The sequence below is a fragment of the Kitasatospora sp. NPDC089509 genome (genome assembly GCF_044749365.1).
GTDB lineage: Bacteria > Actinomycetota > Actinomycetes > Streptomycetales > Streptomycetaceae > Kitasatospora.
Genome location: NZ_JBIVHS010000021.1, coordinates 95,877 through 109,024, shown reverse-complemented (window position 1 = coordinate 109,024; position 13,148 = coordinate 95,877). Strand labels below are relative to the sequence as shown.

At 74.7% G+C, this 13,148-nt stretch carries 10 protein-coding genes and 1 pseudogene; 7 read left to right on the top strand and 4 right to left on the bottom strand.

Translation table 11 applies throughout. The annotated features are described in order from the left end of the window. Window positions 1-42: 42 nt before the first annotated feature. Together ACIP4P_RS33195 and ychF are read left to right on the top strand one after the other, a co-directional pair. The gene (locus ACIP4P_RS33195) at window positions 43-435 is read left to right on the top strand and encodes a VOC family protein (protein WP_400924836.1); all 393 of its coding nucleotides are present in this window, start codon (window positions 43-45) and stop codon (window positions 433-435) included. Between the two features lie 84 nt (window positions 436-519). After that, window positions 520-1,593, top strand: a complete 1,074-nt coding sequence (gene ychF, locus ACIP4P_RS33190) for a redox-regulated ATPase YchF (protein ID WP_363429966.1) — start codon at window positions 520-522, stop codon at window positions 1,591-1,593. Between the two features lie 75 nt (window positions 1,594-1,668). Here ychF and ACIP4P_RS33185 read toward each other — a convergent pair whose 3' ends face one another. The 4 genes and pseudogenes from ACIP4P_RS33185 to ACIP4P_RS33170 all read right to left on the bottom strand — a co-directional run bounded on the left by ACIP4P_RS33185 (window position 1,669) and on the right by ACIP4P_RS33170 (window position 4,152). After that, entirely contained in the window at window positions 1,669-1,929 is a 261-nt protein-coding gene (locus ACIP4P_RS33185) for a Txe/YoeB family addiction module toxin (RefSeq protein WP_400924834.1), read from the bottom strand. After that, window positions 1,926-2,183: a type II toxin-antitoxin system Phd/YefM family antitoxin gene (locus tag ACIP4P_RS33180; RefSeq protein WP_400924833.1), complete on the bottom strand. Its 258-nt coding sequence runs from the start codon at window positions 2,181-2,183 to the stop codon at window positions 1,926-1,928. The genes ACIP4P_RS33185 and ACIP4P_RS33180 overlap by 4 nt, the downstream gene beginning before the upstream one ends. 82 nt (window positions 2,184-2,265) lie before the next feature. Continuing rightward, entirely contained in the window at window positions 2,266-2,931 is a 666-nt protein-coding gene (locus tag ACIP4P_RS33175) for an HAD-IA family hydrolase (protein ID WP_400924831.1), read from the bottom strand. A gap of 58 nt (window positions 2,932-2,989) precedes the next feature. After that, window positions 2,990-4,152: pseudogene (locus ACIP4P_RS33170) on the bottom strand (dihydrofolate reductase family protein). Window positions 4,153-4,379: 227 nt separating this feature from the next. Between ACIP4P_RS33170 and ACIP4P_RS33165 the strand changes: the two are divergent. The 5 genes from ACIP4P_RS33165 (at window position 4,380) to ACIP4P_RS33145 (ending at window position 13,097) form a co-directional block, all read left to right on the top strand. After that, window positions 4,380-5,216, top strand: coding sequence for a methyltransferase domain-containing protein (locus tag ACIP4P_RS33165; protein ID WP_400924829.1), 837 nt, complete (start codon window positions 4,380-4,382; stop codon window positions 5,214-5,216). A gap of 132 nt (window positions 5,217-5,348) precedes the next feature. Continuing rightward, window positions 5,349-6,764 (top strand): DUF4190 domain-containing protein, encoded by a 1,416-nt coding sequence (locus tag ACIP4P_RS33160; protein ID WP_400924827.1) that lies wholly within the window; start codon window positions 5,349-5,351, stop codon window positions 6,762-6,764. 160 nt (window positions 6,765-6,924) lie between these two features. Further along, complete coding sequence (locus ACIP4P_RS33155) at window positions 6,925-7,383, top strand: (deoxy)nucleoside triphosphate pyrophosphohydrolase (protein ID WP_400924825.1); 459 nt, start codon at window positions 6,925-6,927, stop codon at window positions 7,381-7,383. Window positions 7,384-7,522: 139 nt separating this feature from the next. Further along, window positions 7,523-10,252, top strand: coding sequence for a SpoIIE family protein phosphatase (locus ACIP4P_RS33150; protein WP_400924824.1), 2,730 nt, complete (start codon window positions 7,523-7,525; stop codon window positions 10,250-10,252). 229 nt (window positions 10,253-10,481) lie between these two features. Further along, window positions 10,482-13,097, top strand: coding sequence for a SpoIIE family protein phosphatase (locus tag ACIP4P_RS33145; RefSeq protein ID WP_400924823.1), 2,616 nt, complete (start codon window positions 10,482-10,484; stop codon window positions 13,095-13,097). Window positions 13,098-13,148 lie beyond the last annotated feature (51 nt).

Genomic DNA, 13,148 nt, shown 5'->3' with positions numbered 1-13,148 from the left:
GTCGACCGACCTTGATCATCCGATGACCGTACGGGGGCTGCCATGACTGCCGGATTCACCTTCGAACGCCTCGACCACGTCCAGCTCGACATCCCGGCCGGCGCCGAGGACGAGTGCCGGGCCTTCTGGTCCGGGGTGCTCGGCATGACCGAGCTGCCGAAGCCGCCGGTGCTGGCGGCCCGCGGCGGCTGCTGGTTCCGCGGCGGCGGGGTCGAGGTGCACCTCGGCGTCACCCCGGACTTCCGTCCGGCCCGGAAGGGTCACCCGGGCATCCTGGTGACCTCGCTGGACGCCCTGGCCGAGCGGCTCACCGCGCACGGCCACGAGGTCACCTGGGACGACAACCACCCCGGCCACCGCCGCTTCTACGCCGCGGACAAGCTCGGCAACCGGCTGGAGTTCCTGGAGCCGCTGCCCGCGCCGACCGAGGCGTGAGCGGGTCGAGGCGCTGCCCGTAGACTTGGGGGTCGGCCCGTACGGTGCCGACCCAACTCCTCCAAGCCCACGGGACTGCGCTTCATGTCGCTCACGATCGGAATCGTCGGCCTGCCGAACGTCGGCAAGTCGACCCTGTTCAACGCCCTGACCAAGAACGACGTGCTGGCGGCCAACTACCCGTTCGCCACCATCGAGCCGAACGTCGGCGTCGTCGGCGTCCCGGACGCGCGGCTGGCCAAGCTCGCCGAGATCTTCGGCTCGCAGCGCATCCTCCCGGCCACCGTCGACTTCGTCGACATCGCCGGCATCGTGCGCGGCGCCAGCGAGGGCGAGGGCCTGGGCAACAAGTTCCTCGCCAACATCCGGGAGTCGGACGCGATCTGCCAGGTCGTGCGCGCCTTCACCGACCCGGACGTGGTGCACGTGGACGGCAAGGTGTCGCCCAAGGACGACATCGAGACCATCCACACCGAGCTGATCCTGGCCGACCTCCAGACCATCGAGAAGGTCCTGCCGCGGCTCCAGAAGGAGGCGCGCCTCAAGAAGGACACCGCCCCCGTGCTGGCCGCCGCCGAGGCCGCCCAGGCGGTCCTGGAGACCGGCAAGACCCTCTTCGAGGCCGGCTTCGACACCACCCCGATCCGCGAGCTGCACCTGCTCACCGCCAAGCCCTTCCTCTACGTCTTCAACGTGGACGAGGACGAGCTGGCCGACGAGGACTTCAAGAACGCCCAGCGCGCGCTGGTCGCCCCGGCCGAGGCGATCTTCCTGAGCGCCAAGATCGAGTCCGAGCTGATCGAGCTCGACGACGCCGAGGCGCTCGAACTCCTCCAGTCGATGGGCCAGGAGGAGCCCGGCCTCGCCACCCTCGCCCGGGTCGGCTTCGACACCCTCGGCCTGCAGACCTACCTGACGGCCGGCCCCAAGGAGACCCGCGCCTGGACCATCAAGAAGGGCGCCACCGCCCCCGAGGCCGCCGGAGTCATCCACACCGACTTCCAGAAGGGCTTCATCAAGGCCGAGGTGATCTCCTTCGACGACCTGGTCGAGACCGGCTCCATCGCGGACGCCCGCGCCAAGGGCAAGGCCCGGATCGAGGGCAAGGAGTACGTCATGCAGGACGGCGACGTGGTGGAGTTCCGCTTCAACGTCTGACGGGTCTCGCAACTCGCGTGCCAGGGGCCGGACTTCCGCTGGAAGTCCGGCCCCTTCGGTGTCCGTGCCGCCGGTTCAGTTCTCGTAGTGGTAGCGGCACTGGGCGATCAGGATCGAGTCGTCGGTGACCTTGTAGATCAAGCGGTGCTCGTCGTTGATCCGGCGTGACCAGTAGCCCTGGAACCCGTGCTTGAGCGGTTCCGGTTTTCCGATCCCCTCGTTGCCGTTGCGTGTGACATCGGCGATCAGCGTGTTGATCCGCTTGAGGGTCTTGCGGTCCTGGGCCTGCCACCACAGGTAGTCCTCCCAGGCCCGGGAGGCGAACGTGATCTTCACTCCGGGTCCGCCAGCTCCCGTACGGTCCCTCCGCCGCTCTCCAACTCCTCGATGGAGGCCAGCAGACGCCGGGCGTTCGCGGGGCTCCGCAGGAGGTAGGCGGTCTCCTTGAGGGACTGGTAGTCCTCCAGCGAGACGATGACCACCGGTTCGCGCCCGGCGCGGGTGATCACTATCTCTTCCCGGTCGTCCGTGACCGCGTTGAGTACCTCGGCGTAGCGCGCACGGGACTCCGAATAGGTCATCGTCTTCATGGCTTGACTCCTCCGACAGGTACAGGAAACTGTACGTCCGTGTCGATGGGGCGGCAAGGCGCGGGCCCCTCCGGCGGGTCGGTCAGGGGCGGACGGTGATGGTGAGGGTGCCGTCGGGGGCGGTGGTGACGGTGACGGCTTCGAGGGTCGGGGCGAGGGCGTCGGGGTGGTGGGCGGCGGCGCGGGGGCCGATGCCGACGACCGGCATGCCGGCGGCGCGGGCGGCGGCGATGCCGGCCCCGGAGTCCTCGAAGGCGACGCAGTCGGCGGGGGCGAAGCCGAGTGCGGCGGCGCCCTTGAGGAAGCCCTCGGGGTCGGGCTTGCTGGCGCCGACGGACTCGGCGGTGACCAGGACGGGCGGCATCGGCAGGCCGGCCGCGTCCATCCGGACCCGGGCGAGCGGCAGGTCGGCGGAGGTGACCAGGGCGTGCGGGAGGTCGGCCAGCGAGGCGAGGAAGGCGTCGGCGCCGGGGACCTGGACGACCCCCTCGGTGTCGGCGCGCTCCTCGGCGAGCATCTGCTCGTTCTCGGCGAGGTTGAGCTCGACCGGGCGGTCCGGCAGCAGGACGGCCATGGTGGCGTGGCCCTGGCGGCCGTGGACCACGGTGAGCGCCGCGACCGGGTCGAGGCCGTGCCGTTCGGCCCAGCGGGTCCAGCAGCGCTCGACCACGGCGTCGGAGTTGACCAGGGTGCCGTCCATGTCGAGGAGGAGGGCGCGGGCGGTGAGCCGGACGGGGGCGGCGGTCATGGGGTGGCTCCTGGGGGGCGGGGAAGGTGAGCTCTTTGTTCCTCGATGATACAAAAGATCAGCGGAGCAGGTGGGCGTTGACCGCCCGGGCCTCCTCGGCCAGCTCCGGCAGCTCCACCACCTCGACCCCGGCGGCCTCCAGCAGGGCCGTGCCCTGGCAGTCGGTGACGAACAGATCCGGCTCGCGCCAGGCGACCACCACCCGCGGCACGCCTGCCGCGATCAGCAGCCGGGCGCACGGCACCGGCCGCGAGGCGCGCTGCCCGCAGGGCTCCAGGCTGCTGTAGACGGTCGCCCCGCGCAGCCGGGGGTCGCCGACCGGGAGCTTGGCCAGGGCCGCCTCCTCGGCGTGGTCGTGCGCGTCGGTCTCCCGGCTGTGGCCCTCGGCCAGCACCTCGCCGTCGGCGCCGACGATCACCGCCCCGACCGAGAAGGCCGTCGCCGAGGGCGGGCAGCGGCGGGAGAGCGCGACCGCCCGGCGCAGGTGGTCCAGGTCGGTGGCGGTGGGACGGTTCGGCGCGGGGCGGTTCACGGCGCGGGCTCCTTCGGGGCGTACCTGAGCAGGACGACGTCGCCCACCGTACGTGCCTCCAGCAGCCGCATCCGCCGGGCCGGGCCACCCGGGAACGCGGCCGGGCGGACGAACCGCGGCGCCTCGGCCTGGCCGACCAGCAACGGGGCGACGGCCAGCTGGAGCTCGTCCGCCAGGCCCCGGGCGAGGAACTGGGTGTGCACCCCGCCGCCGCCCTCGACCATCAGCCGGCGCACCCCGCGTGCGCCCAGGTCGTCCAGCACCGCGCCGAGGCCCACCGAGTCGCCGAGCGCGACCACCTCGGCCAGTCCGTCCAGTCGCGGCCGCAGCGCCGCCGCCCCGGTCGCCGTGGTGTAGGCGAGCTTCGCGCCGCCGGTGTGCCAGAACCGCAGGTCGGCGTCGAGCGCCCCGCTCGCGCTGAGCGTCACCTTCAGCGGGTGTTCCGGCCGGCCGGCGGCCACCCGGGCGGCCCGCCGCGCGGGGTCGTTGACCAGCAGTCGGGGGTTGTCGGCGCGCAGCGTGTTGCCGCCGACCAGGATCGCGTCGGCGGCCGCCCGTTCCTGGTCGACCCGGTCGAAGTCGGCGGCGTTGGAGAGCAGCAGCCGGTCGGGGGAGGCGTCGTCGAGGTGGCCGTCGAGCGACACGGCGGCGCTCAGCAGGACGAAGGGGCGCTGGCCGGGGCCGGGCATGGGCGGGACCGTTCTGTCGGGGCCGTTCGGTCGGGGCGTTTCCACGGTACGGCGGCCGGGTGCGGTCGGGCGGTCCGTCGGCCGGAATGTGAGACGGTTCTTCTCGTCATCCGGGATGGAGCGTAGCGTCGGGGTGTCGCGGAAACGGCCCGCCGGAACACCGGCGGGACGTCGACGGAATGCCGGCAGAACGTCGGCGAACATCGACCACGCCCCAGGGGGAACCCATGTCCGGAGCACGGCCCGCCGCCTACACCCACGGCCACCAGGAGGCCGTGCTGCGCTCGCACCGCTCCCGCACCGCGGCCGATTCGGCCGCCTACCTGCTGGGCGAACTGCGGCCCGGGCAGGCGCTGTTGGACGTCGGCTGCGGTCCCGGGACGATCACCGCCGACCTGGCCGAGCTGGTCGGCCCGAGCGGTCGGGTGGTGGCCGTGGACACCTCCGCCGAGGTGCTGGAGCAGGCCGCCGGGTACGTCGCCGGGCGCGGCCTGTCCAACGTGGTGTTCGAACTCGCCGACGTGCACCGACTGCCCTACCGGGACGGCGAGTTCGACGTGGTGCACGCCCATCAGGTGCTGCAGCACGTGGCCGACCCGGTGGCCGCGCTGCGCGAGATGCGCCGGGTGACGGCGCCCGGCGGGCTGGTGGCGGCCCGGGACGTCGACTACGCCTCGATGACCTGGTTCCCGGAGGCGCCCGCGCTGGACCGCTGGCTGGAGCTGTACCGGCGCACCGCCCGCGCCAACGGCGGCGAGCCGGACGCCGGTCGGCGGCTGCTGTCCTGGGCCCGCGCGGCCGGCTTCACCGAGGTCACCGCGAGCACCGGGACCTGGACCTTCGCGACGCCCGAGCGGCGCGAGTGGTGGGGCGGGATGTGGGCGGACCGGGTGACCGGTACGGCGTTCGGGCGGACGGCGGTGGAGCGGGGCTTCGCGGACCGGGAGGAGCTGGCCCGGATCGCGGAGGGCTGGCGGGAGTGGAGCGCCGCCGGGGACGGCTGGTTCTCGATGCTCCACGGCGAGATCCTGGCCCGGGTCCGGGAGGAGGGGCCGGGGCGGTGAGGGTCGGGCGGTGTTTCGGAAAGATCGGGTAAAGTCGCGCGACCGTTCGCCCCGGGCCCGTCCGGCCCGGGAGGCGGCGTCGAAGCCGAAGCACCGAGTCGAGGCCTGCCCCGGCGGGTCGGGGGAGTCCACGTGTCCGAGCCTGAGTCCGAGCCGCCCGCCGTACCGGGGCCGGACCCGCGGGTGGACTTCCGCAAGGACCCGGACGTCGGGGAACGGGAGTTGACGGCCGCTGAGGAGCCCGGCCGGGTGGCCCCCGCACCCGCGTCGGACCCGGACCCGGAGTCGGCTCCGCGGGCCGCCGCCGATCCCTGGGCGCCGCCCGCCCCCGCGCCCTCGCAGGCCCCGCCCCAGCCGCCGCTGCCGCCGCTGCCCGCCGGCGGCTGGGCCTCGGTGCCGCCCGCCGCCGAGTCCGGCCCGCGGCCCGGCCACCCGTACCCCCACCCGGACGTGCACGCGCACCCGCACGCCCGGCCGCCGTACCCGCAGAACCCCTACGCCCCCCGGCCGGAGCCGCGCACCAACGGCTTCGCCGTCGGCTCCCTGGCCACCGGTCTGACCCTGCTCTCACCGGTCGCCCTGGTGTTCGGGATCGTCGCGCTGACCCAGATCAGGCGCCGTGGGGAGCGCGGCCGCGGCATGGCGGTGACCGGCCTGGTGCTCGGGGTAGTGGGCACCCTGCTGCTCTCGCTCGCCCTGGGCGCCGGGGACTTCGGCTCGGTACGGGACGGCCGCGGCGGCCGGTACGCCCAGCGGCCGCCGGACGGGTCGGTCCGCTGGTCCGCCCTGAAGGCAGGGGACTGCTACGCCTCGCCCGGGACGAGCGGGAAGCCGGACGAGAACGGCGACGAGACCGTCTACTGGGTGCGGCGGGTGGCCTGTTCGGAGCGGCACAACGGCGAGGTGGCCGGCACCGCCAAGGTCCCCGACGGCGGCGGTCCGTACCCGGGCGAGGCGGTCGTGCGGCAGCGGGCGGCCGCGCTGTGCCGCACCGTGCTGGACGACTACGCGCTGGACCAGTGGGCCGTCCCGGACGGCATGGACGACGTCTACCTCTACCCGAGCGCGGGCAACTGGGCGGTCGGCGAACGGTACGTCACCTGCGCCTTCGAGGACCCCGACGACCAGCACCTGGGGACGGTCCGGACCGACCGCCGCTCCCTGACCTCGGTCCAGCTGGCGTACCTGGAGGCGATCCGGGGCTTCAACACGGCCTACGCGGACGAGCCGAAGAAGGACGTCACCGCCGCCGAGGCCGAGTACCGCTCCTGGGCCCGGCGGATGGCCACCGCCTCCCGGGCCGAGGCCGCCGCGCTGCGCCGGCCGACGGCCGAGTGGCCGACCGACATCCAGTCGAAGGTGGACAAGCTGGCCGGGACCCAGTCCCAGGCGGCCGTCGCCTGGGACGCCGCCGCCACCGGCGACGACCTGACGGGCGATCTGGGGCGGGCCCGGGCACTGGTCGACCGGACGGTGCCGGTCAGCCTGGACATCCGGCGCTCACTGGGCCTGTCCACCGGCGAGCAGGTGCCCGACCTGCGGGCCTGAGACCGGTGGGCCGGAGAGCCCGAGGTCCGAGGCCCGGGTTACCCGGCGTTAACCCCGCCCGTACCTGCCGGTAGCGAGCGGTCCGTAGGGTCACCGCTGTGCCCCGGCCGGACCCCCACGCCGGCCGGGGCACCACGGCCGGCCCCGTAGGGTCTGGGGCATGGACCAGGCCCACGAGACCTCCGTCGAGACCCCCGCCGCCGCCCCGCCCCGGATCGTCGTCGGCGGTGTGCTGATCCGCTCCGGCCAGGTGCTCGCCGCCCGGCGCAGCGCGCCCGCGGCGGTCGCCGGGCGCTGGGAGTTCCCCGGCGGCAAGGCCGAGCCCGGCGAGACCGAGGCGCAGGCGCTGGAGCGGGAGCTGCGGGAGGAGCTGGGCGTCCGGGCCCGGGCGCTGCGGCGGCTGCCGGGCGGGTGGGCCGTGCGGCCGGGGCTGGAGCTGCGGTTCTGGGCCGCCGAGCTGCTGGCCGGTGAGCCGAGCCCGCTGCAGGACCACGACGAACTGCGCTGGCTGGCCCCGGCGGAGCTGGACTCGGTGGACTGGATCGGGCACGACCGCGAGGTGCTGCCGCACGTCGTCGAGCTGCTCGCGGCGGCGGACGACGCGCAAGCCGCCGGATAGGTCAATCGGACAAGACGACCCGGCTGCCGGGATAGCCTGAGCCCTGCTGGGTATGTCACTTTTCGGCACTATTCGTCACCGGTCGGTGAGCCGTCCCAGCCGGTGGCGCCGATCACGACCAGAGCCGGAGGCCCCGTCGGTGTCGAGTACCGGGAACGGCGGCGGGGGAGCGCGACGGGGAGGCGCCGCGGCCCGCGCCCGGCTGCGCCGTGCCGCCCGCCCGGCCGCCCCGCAGCCGCCGTCCGGCCGCCGGCGCGGTGAGCCCGGCGTCCCGGGGGCCGCCCGGCCGGTCCAGCCGGCGCCGACCCTGGCCGTCCCCGAGTCCGGCGTCCAGCCCGGCCCGCGCAGCCGCCCCGGCCGGCCGTTCCCCGGCGGACCGGCCGACGCCCGGCAGGGCCTGGGCGCGCCGCCCGGCGGCAGCCTGCTGGACATGCTCAAGGTCGCCATCGCGATCCTGGACACGGCGGGCCGGGTGGTGCTGTGGAGCCCGGCCGCCGAGGAGCTGCTCGGCTGGCCGAGCGAGCTGCTGGTCGGCCGCCGGATCGAGGAGCTGATCCCGGACCAGGAACAGGTCGCCCGGATCCGGGCCGCGGTGCAGGACACCCTGCGGCACGGGCGCTGGGCGGGCAACGCCGAGCTGCGCGACCGGGACGGCGTGCCGGTCGCCGTGGACGCCCGGATCTCCCTGCTGGTGGACGGCGACGGCACCCCGTTCCTCCAGGTCAACCTGGCCGAGGCGGCCGCCGTGCGGGCCGTCGAGCGGGACCTCGCGGTGCGCGACGCGCTGTTCGAGCAGTCCCCGCTGGGCATCGCCATCCTGGACACCGACCTGCGGTACACCGCCGTCAACCAGACCCTCGCCGAGATGAACGGCGTCGCCCTGGAGGACCACGTCGGCCGCACCACCGGCGAGACCCTGCCCGAGCGGGCCGCCGACGAGATCACCGCGATCCAGCGCCAGGTGCTGGCCACCGGCGAGCCGGTCATCGACGTCACCCTCGCCTCCCCGGTCACCACCCGGGCCGGCTACCGCTCGATCTCCTACAGCCGGATGACCGACCGGGCCGGCCGGGTGCTCGGCATCTCCGGCACCGTGATGGACGTGACCGAGCGCTACCGGGCGGTGGCCAAGGTCGAGCACGCCCGGCGCCGGCTGTCGCTGCTCAACGAGTTCGGCTCCCGGGTCGGCGACCTGCTCGACGCCTCCCGGATCGCCCAGGAGCTCGCCAGCTCGGTCGTCCCCCGGCTGACCGACCACTCCGCGGTGGTCCTGCTCCAGGCCGTCGCCCACGGCGACGACCTCCCCCGGCACGGCCACGACCGGCGCACCTCGCTGCTCCAGCTCGGGACCGCCTCCGTCCAGGACGGGCCCGAGGTCGAGGTGATGCTCCGGCGCGGTGCCCGGATCACCTTCGCCGAGGACTCCGCCTGCGGCCGGGTGCTGCGCACCGGCGTGCCCGAGCTGCTCTCCGGCGCCGACCAGCTGGACGACGTCACCTACCCCGGCGACCCCAAGCTGCAGGCCGCCCACGACCTCGGCGTGCACTCGATGCTGGTCGTCCCGCTGCGCGCCCGCGGCATCGTGATCGGCCTGCTGCTGGTCAGCCGGGCCGGCTACCGCGAGGGCTTCGACCGCGACGACCTCGCCTTCACCGTCGAACTCGCCGACCGGGCCGGCAGCTCGCTGGACAACGCCCGGCTGTACGCCCGTGAGCGCACCGCCGCGCTCACCCTGCAGCGCACCCTGCTGCCGCAGCAGGTCCCGCAGCCCACCGGCGTCGAGGTCGCCTACCGGTACGTGCCCGGCAGCAGCGGCACCGAGGTCGGCGGCGACTGGTTCGACGTCATCCCGCTGCCCGGTGACCGTACCGCGCTGGTGGTCGGCGACGTGATGGGCCACGGGCTGCGGGCCGCCGCCACCATGGGCCGGCTGCGCACCGCCGTGCGGGTGCTGGCCGCCCTCGACCTGCCCCCGGACGTCCTGCTGCGGCACGTCCACGAGCTGGCCGACGACCTCGCCCAGGGCCCGGACGAGGCGCTGCTCGCGACCTGCGTCTACGCCGTCTTCGACCCGGGCACCGCGAAGCTGACGGTGGCCAAGGCCGGGCACATCCCGCCGGTGCTGGTGGTGCCGGGCGAGGAGGCCACCGAGCCGACCCGCACCGGCGGCCCGCTGCTCGGCGGCGCCGGCCGGATCCTCGACCTGCCCTCCGGGGCCCCGCTCGGCGTGGGCGGCGTCCCGTTCGAATCGGTCGAACTGAAGATCCCCGAGGGCAGCCTGCTGGCGCTGTGCACCGACGGCCTGGTGGAGTCCCGGGACAAGGACCTGGACGTCGGCCTCGGTCGGCTGGTCACCGTGCTCCAGGAGCCGCACGCCTCCATCCAGGCCGCCTGCGAGGCGGTGCTGGACACCATGGAGCAGGGCCGGGAGCCGGACGACGTCGCGCTGCTGCTGGCCCGGCTCGGGCACGGGCAGGCCGGCACCCCGACGGCCGGCTGGACCCTGCCCGCCGAGCCCACCGCCGTCTCCCGGGCCCGTCGGCTGGTCCGCTCCGCGCTCGCCGAATGGGGCGTCGAGGAGCTCACCGACACCGCCGAACTGCTGGTCAGCGAGCTGGTCACGAACGCCGTCCGGTACGCCAGCGCCCCGATCGGGGTCCGGCTGACGCTCGGTGAGACGCTGCTGGTCGAGATCTCCGACCCGCTGCCGGACCCGCCCCGGGAGCGCCACGCGGCCGAGGCCGACGAGGGCGGCCGGGGCCTGGAGCTGGTCCACCGGCTGGCGCTGCACTGGGGCGCCCGGGCCGAGGGGATCGGCAAGGTGGTCTGGTTCGAGCTCGCGCTGCCGGGTAATGACTCCGGCGAGTGACGCGAGTAGAACCGCAGGAGAACAGTGCTGCACATGCCATCGGGCGCCCTGGGGGAGCGCGCGCTCCGGAAGGGGGCGCGGGCGTGGCATTGTGGTTGCGCGGGCGGTAGGACAAAAACCTTCGCCCGATCTGATGTTGTGATGTTGAGGGCGTGTGAACGTACCCCTCGATGATGAATACTCGGTCTTCTCGACATCCGGACGGTCGCGGGTTGGAGGGGTCGGTCCGTTGAACAGCACTCCGGCGCGGAACGCGCCGAGCAGCAGCGGTCATGTCGCCGTGCCCGGGCAGGCCGGTTCACCGCACCTGCCCGTACCGGCGCCGCCGCCGGGCACCGGTGCGGCGGACCCGGTCCGCGGCGCCCACCCCACCGGCGATCCCCGGCCCTGGGGCGCCGGGGACCCGGGCTCGATCTACGACTACATCCGGGTCGCCACCTTCGCGATCGGCCCCGACGGGCGGATCAGCCAGTGGAGCGAGCGCGCCGCCGAGTTCTTCGGCATCCCGGCCGTGGAGGCCGTCGGCGCCGACCCGATCACCACCTTCGTCCCCCGCGAACTCTGGCGGCGCGGCCGCGCCCGGCTGGAGCGCACCCTGGCCGGCGAGGAGTGGGTCGGCACCACCCCCTACCGGGACGCCGGCGGCGGCGAGGGCCTCGCCGAGCTCTACCTGATGCCCGACAGCGCCCTGCCCACCGCGGGCGCCACCTGTCTGGCCGTCGACCTCGGCCGACTGCGCCGGATCGAGACCGACCTCGCCGCCTCCGAGGCCGTCTTCGGGCAGACGCCCACCGGCTTCGTGCTCTTCGACGACCGGCTGCGGCTGCAGCGGGTCAACGACGCCTTCGCCTCCGGGATGGGGCTCGTCCCCACCGACCTGGAGGGCCTCACCCCGCACGACCTCTTCCCGCCGTCCGAGGCCGACCGGCTCAGCGCCGCCCTGCGCAAGGTCCTCGCCACCGGCGAACCCGTCTTCGACCTGCGCTTCCACAGCGCCGTCCCGACCCGCGAGGGCAACCGGCTCTGGGCCGTCTCGCTGTACCGGCTGAACGGCTCCGCCGGGCAGCCGATCGGCGTGGCCGGGCAGGTCTCCGACGTCACCAGCCGGCACGTCGCCGAGCGCGAGGCCGACGGCGTGCGCCGCAACCTCGCGCTGCTCAACGAGGCCAGCGCGCACATCGGCTCCACCCTCGACCTGGAGACCACCGCCAAGGAGCTCCTCGACGTCGTCGTCCCGCCGTTCTGCGACCTCGCCACCGTCGACCTGTACACCGCGCTGCTCTCCGGCGAGACCGTCCCCAGCGCGGGCCGGCTCGGCGACACCGTGCTCACCGACGGCAGCGGCGAACTGCGCCGGGTCGCCGTCTCCAGCGTGATCGGCGGCGCCTCCTCGGTGCTCGGCTCGGTCACCGGCCTGCCGATCGCCGAGGCCGGCGGCACCCTCTGCTACCCGCGCCGCTCCCCGCACGCCCGGGCGCTGCGCACCGGCCGCAGCGTCGTCCCCGAGCCCGGCCGCGACCCGCTGCTGCGCTCCACCCTGATCGTCCCGCTGGTCGCCCGCGACCAGGTGCTCGGCCTGGTCCAGCTCTCCCGGGCGATCGGCAGCGAGCCCTTCGACGCCCGCGACGTCGCGATCGCCGAGGAACTGGTCGCCCGCGCCGCCGTCTGCATCGACAACGCCCGGCTCTACCGCCGCGAGCACGAGCGGGCGCTGATCCTCCAGCGCAGCCTGCTGCCCCCGGGCAACCCGGCCGCCAGCGGCCTGGAGATCGCCTGCCGCTACCTGCCCAGCAACAACAACACCGAGGTCGGCGGCGACTGGTTCGACGTCATCCCGCTGCCCGGCAACCGCACCGCGCTGGTCATCGGCGACGTGATGGGCCGCGGCCTGCGGGCCGCCGTCGCGATGGGCCAGTTGCGCACCGCGGTCCGGACCCTGGCGATGCTCGACCTCGACCCGGCCGAGGTGCTCGGCGCGCTGGACGAGATCGCCCGCGGCCTCGGCGACGACTCCGTCCCGGCCGGCCCGCCCACCCCGTACGGCCGGCTCACCTCGACGGCCGACGAGGAGGCCCGCGAGGTCTACCTGGCCACCTGCGTCTACGCCGTCTACGACGCCGTCACCCGCCGCTGCGTGTTCGCCAACGCCGGCCACCTGCCGCCCGTCCTGCTCAGCCCGGGCGAGCCCGCCCGGATGCTCGACGTGCCGCCCGGACTGCCGCTCGGCGTCGGCGGCGAGCCCTTCGAGGAGGTCGAGCTGACCCTCCCCGACGGCGCCGTGCTCGGCCTCTACACCGACGGCCTGGTGGAGAGCCGCAAGCACCAGCTGGACGAGGGCCTGCGCGCCTTCCGGGCCGCGCTCGCCGACCGGGGCCGGGGCCTGGAGGACCTCTGCGACCACGTCCTCGGCGAACTCGACCCGCACCACGGCGAGGACGACATCGCGCTGCTGATGGCCAAGGTGCACGCCTTCCCCGAGGACGCCGTCGGCAACTGGTTCCTGCCGCCCGAGCCCACCTCCGTCGCCAAGGCCCGCGAACTGGCCTGCAGCTGGCTGCTCGCCCGTGGCCTGGACGAGCTGGTCGACACCACCGAGCTGCTGGTCAGCGAGCTGGTCACGAACGCCCTCAAGCACGGCCGGGGCGAGATCCGGCTGCGGCTGCTGCGCGACCGCAGCATGGTCTGCGAGGTCTGGGACGACGGCTACGCCCAGCCCCGGCAGCGGCGCGCCCAGGAGACCGACGAGGGCGGGCGCGGCCTGCAGCTGGTCAGCCTGCTGGCCGAGCGCTGGGGCAGCCGGCGCACGCCCAAGGGCAAGATCGTCTGGTTCGAACTGGGGCTGTAGGGCCCGTCCGGGTGTGGGCCGTCCGGGTGCAGTCGCCCGGCGGCCCGCCGT

What these genes read in the sequence shown, in the direction of transcription:
- ychF (WP_363429966.1), top strand. Translation starts at nt 520, where the DNA reads ATGTCGCTCACGATCGGAATCGTCGGCCTGCCGAACGTCGGCAAGTCG.
- ACIP4P_RS33175 (WP_400924831.1), bottom strand. Translation starts at nt 2,931, where the DNA reads ATGACCGCCGCCCCCGTCCGGCTCACCGCCCGCGCCCTCCTCCTCGAC.
- ACIP4P_RS33155 (WP_400924825.1), top strand. Translation starts at nt 6,925, where the DNA reads ATGGACCAGGCCCACGAGACCTCCGTCGAGACCCCCGCCGCCGCCCCG.
- ACIP4P_RS33195 (WP_400924836.1), top strand. Translation starts at nt 43, where the DNA reads ATGACTGCCGGATTCACCTTCGAACGCCTCGACCACGTCCAGCTCGAC.
- ACIP4P_RS33180 (WP_400924833.1), bottom strand. Translation starts at nt 2,183, where the DNA reads ATGAAGACGATGACCTATTCGGAGTCCCGTGCGCGCTACGCCGAGGTA.
- ACIP4P_RS33165 (WP_400924829.1), top strand. Translation starts at nt 4,380, where the DNA reads ATGTCCGGAGCACGGCCCGCCGCCTACACCCACGGCCACCAGGAGGCC.